At 72.3% G+C, this 3903-nt stretch carries 3 protein-coding genes; 2 read left to right on the forward strand and 1 reads right to left on the reverse strand.

The genetic code is table 11. The annotated features are described in order from the left end of the window. Positions 1-655, forward strand: a 655-nt coding sequence (locus PROKR_RS32465; protein WP_211240034.1) for a hypothetical protein, incomplete at its 5' end; no start/stop codon positions are given. 26 nt (positions 656-681) lie between these two features. Here the strand turns inward: PROKR_RS32465 and PROKR_RS05460 are convergent. After that, complete coding sequence (locus PROKR_RS05460; RefSeq protein WP_051432703.1) at positions 682-2823, reverse strand: MMPL family transporter; 2142 nt, start codon at positions 2821-2823, stop codon at positions 682-684. A gap of 181 nt (positions 2824-3004) precedes the next feature. On the opposite strand from PROKR_RS05460, the gene PROKR_RS05465 reads away from it, so the two are divergent. Further along, a complete protein-coding gene (locus PROKR_RS05465) occupies positions 3005-3667 on the forward strand; it encodes a MarR family winged helix-turn-helix transcriptional regulator (protein WP_036960354.1) in 663 nt (220 codons plus the stop codon). Positions 3668-3903: the final 236 nt, after the last annotated feature.

Here is a 3903-nt window from a genome sequence, read left to right on the forward strand (position 1 = left end):
GATCCCGCTTGCGGAGGCGCGCAGGAGGTTCGGCAGCCGGGACCGTCTCGTGGCGGCGATGGTCCAGCGGATCCTCACGTCCGGACGCCCCGCGGCGGCACGAGCGCTCGGGCAACGCCAGCCGCCCGTGCGGACGCTCACCCGGCTCGCCGAGGACGAGTGGGCCGCCTACCAGGCGCATCCCTGGCTGGTCGTCGTCCTGGCGAGCAGCCGACCGCCCCTGGTCCCCGCGGTGCTCGACGCCGCCCGCGCGTGCACGGAGGCGTTCATGGCGCTCGGCGCCGACCCGCCGTCCGCCCTCGGCAGATACCTCGCGCTCAGCGGCTACGTGCAGGGCATGGCCCTTCTGCTGCTGGCCGAGCACGACGAGTCCACCAGGTCCGGGACCGACTACCGGACCTGGTGGACGGCGGAGGTGCGGCGCCTCGACCGCTCGGGTGCACGACGGCGCCACCCGTGGCTGGACCAGGTCAGCGGCGGCCCGGCAGGCACAGACCGAGACGGAGACCCAGACCGAGACCGAGACGCGAGCCCAGATCTCGTCCCGGTTCCCGGCCCAGCCCGCAGAGGCTTCCCCCAGTCCTTCGACGCCGACACCGACGCCTGGTTCCGTGACGGCCTGGAGCGCGTGATCACCGGCCTCACGACCGGCTGACCAGAACGCGCAGATCGACCCGCGACCTACTGCCGCCCGCGCCCCAGCTTGGACGGCCACCAGACCGCCCGGCCGATGTCGTACGTCAGCGCCGGCACCAGCAGGGACCGCACGAGGAACGTGTCGAGCAGCACGCCGAACGCCACGATGAAGGCGAGCTGGACCAGGAACAGCACCGGGATCACGGCCAGGGCCGTGAACGTCGCGGCGAGCACCAGGCCGGCCGACGTGATGATGCCGCCCGTCAGCCGCAGCCCGCGCAGCACGCCCTCCCGGGTGCCGTGCACCAGCGACTCCTCGCGGACCCGCGTCATCAGGAAGATGTTGTAGTCGATCCCGAGCGCGACCAGGAAGACGAAGCCGAACAGCGGCACCGCCGGGTCGGCTCCTGGGAAGCCGAGCACGTCGTTGAACACCAGCGCCGAGACGCCCATCGCGGTGCCGAACGACAGCACCGTGGTCAGGATGAGCAGCACCGGCGCGAGCACGGCCCGCAGCAGCAGCATCAGGATCACGAGGATCACCAGCAGGACGATCGGCACGATGACCGTGCGGTCGCGGATCGAGGCGTCGTTCGTGTCCAGGTCGGTGGCGGACTCGCCACCGACCAGGGCGGCGGGCAGCTCGTCGGCGTAGGCCGCGCGCAGGTCGCGCACGGTTTCCTCCGCCGCCAGGGAGTCCGCGGCGTCGCCGAGGGTGCCCTGGAGCAGGACGGCGCCGTCGGACACCACGGGTTCGGGGGCCGGGGACCCGGGCGGGCCGAACGGCTGGACGCCGTCCTCGGTCACCGGCGCGGTATTGCTCGGGGTGTCGGCGGTGACCGCCACGCCCTCGATCCCGTCGTCCGCCAGCAGGACGTCGGCGGCGCGCTGCAGGTCCTCCTGCGGCGCGATCACGTAGACGGGGCTGCCCGAGCCGGCCGGGAAGTGCTCGGCGAGCCGCTCCTGCCCGTCGCGTGCCTCGGACTGGCCGAGGACCAGCTCCGACTGCGGCACACCGGAGGCCTGGAGCTGGGTGATGCCCACGCAGCCGAGGGCGAGCACCGCCGCCGTGGTGATCCAGATGGTGCGCGGCCTGGCGCGGATGGCGCGCGAGACGCGCCCCCACAGGCCGGTCTCCAGCGCGCCGGACTCCGCGGCGGCGGGGTCGTAGAAAGGGCGTCGCGGCCAGAACGCGGCCCGGCCGAACGCCAGCAGCAGGGCCGGGAGCAGGGTGAGCGCGGCCAGCATCGAGAAGGCGATGCCGACGGCGGCGACAGGGCCGAGCGTGCTGTTGGAACGGAGCTCGCTGAACAGCAGGCAGAGCAGGCCGGCGATGACGGTGCCGCCCGAGGCCAGGATCGGCTCGACCGAGCCGCGCAGCGCGCGCAGGGTCGCCGTCCACTTGTCAGGGGTGTGCAGCAGCTCCTCGCGGAACCGCGCCACGTACAGCAGCGCGTAGTCGGTCGCCGCGCCGATCACGAGGATGAACAGGATGCCCTGGGTCTGCCCGCTGAGCAGCAGGACTCCCGAGTTCGCCAGGTGCCAGACCGTGAGAAGCGCGACGCACAGCGCGAACATGCTGGTGGCGAGCACGGCCAGCGGCAGCAGCAGCGACCGGTAGACGATGATCAGGATGATCAGCACCGCGGCCAGGGCCACGCCGAGCAGCAGGCCGTCGATCCCGGCGAACGCCGCGACCAGGTCGCTGGAGAAGCCCGCGGGGCCCGTCACGTAGAGGTCGACGCCGTCCGGCAGGTCCTGCGCGAGGACCTCGCGCAGCTCGACGGTCGCCTCGCCGACGTCGGCGTCGCCGGACAACGGCACGAACGCCTGCGCGGCCACGCCGTCGTCGGAGGGGATGGCGGGGGAGACGTCGCCGTCGACCACGTCCAGGTCGCCGACGGCGATCAGCCGGTCGCCGATGGCGGCGAGGTCGTCGTCGGACAGCTCGTCCGGGGAGACGAACACGACCAGGGCCGGGATCGCGTCACCCTCGGTGAAGCCGGACAGGCGCTCCTGCACCTCCGTGGCCTCGGCCGTCTCGGGGAGGTAGGCGGTGCGGTCGTTGGAGGAGACCTCGTCGATGCGGCCGAAGAACGGGCCGCCGACCGAGGCACCCACCAGCCAGACGAGGATCAGCACGGCGGGCAACGTCACCCGTAGCCAGCGTGGAACGCGGGAGGTCATCTTCGAGGAGCCTGTCTGAGAGGGGATGTGTCGATACGGTTGCCAGCACGTTCACCTGCACTGCTGCCGGCGGCTGAGATGCGTCAGGGGTCGAGGCATGGGTGCCGAAGCTAGCGAGAATTTAGCTAGCCAGGCTATATTCAAGTGTATGACGCATTATGTGCGGGGGTAAAATCCGAGCGTGGAGCCTGAAACCGTGCCGGACAGCGAGCCCGAGCCTTCGATGCTGGACCCGCGCGTGATGGACCCCGACGAGGAGATCGTGCGCAGAGCCGGTATGGACGAGCAGGACGTGGACCAGGTCGTCCGCGTCCTCGAGGCGCTGCGCGGATGGCGCGAGACCGAGCGCCGCATGAGCGAGGCATCGCGTCGGTACATGAAGCTCGGCGACACCGACATGCGGGCCCTGCGCTACATCATCGCCATGCAGAACCACGGTCGCATCGTGACACCGGGCGCCATCGCGGAGCACCTCCGCATCACGACGGCGTCGACCACCAAGCTCATCGACCGGCTCACCGCCGGCGGGCACGTGGTCCGGTTCCCGCACCCGTCGGACCGGCGCAGCCTCGCGATCGAGGTGACGGACGAGACGCGGAGGGCAGCCCGGGAGTCCGTAGGGCGCAGCCACGCTCGCCGGTTCGACGCCGCCGCGCGCCTCACGCCGAAGGAGCGCGAGATCGTGGCGCGCTTCCTCGACGACCTGGCGAACACCGACCGCGAACCCGGCGACGGCGACGGCGTCGGTCGCACTGGTACGCACCAGGGCACCGGTCACGGCACGGACGGCGTGCGGGGCCGGGTCATCGAGGTGGGCCCGGAGGAGCTCCTGGACCAGGACTGACCTGGGACCGCCCGCCCCGAAGGCGTCATGCGGCGCCGGCCCGCCCCGCCCCGGCTGTCCCGCGACAGGCCGCGACAGGCCGCGACAGGCCGGACGCCGGACTCAGGCCTCCAGCAGCACCCGCACGTCCCACGCGCCGAGGCCCAGCTCCGCCCCCGCGGCCAGTTCCTCGCCGCTGACCAGGTCACGGACCGCCCCCGGCAGCACGAACGTGCTCGGCTCCCAGGACCACGAGT

Source organism: Promicromonospora kroppenstedtii DSM 19349, from assembly GCF_000515355.1.
GTDB classification, from domain to species: domain Bacteria; phylum Actinomycetota; class Actinomycetes; order Actinomycetales; family Cellulomonadaceae; genus Promicromonospora; species Promicromonospora kroppenstedtii.

What these genes read in the sequence shown, in the direction of transcription:
- PROKR_RS05460 (WP_051432703.1), bottom strand. Translation starts at nt 2,823, where the DNA reads ATGACCTCCCGCGTTCCACGCTGGCTACGGGTGACGTTGCCCGCCGTG.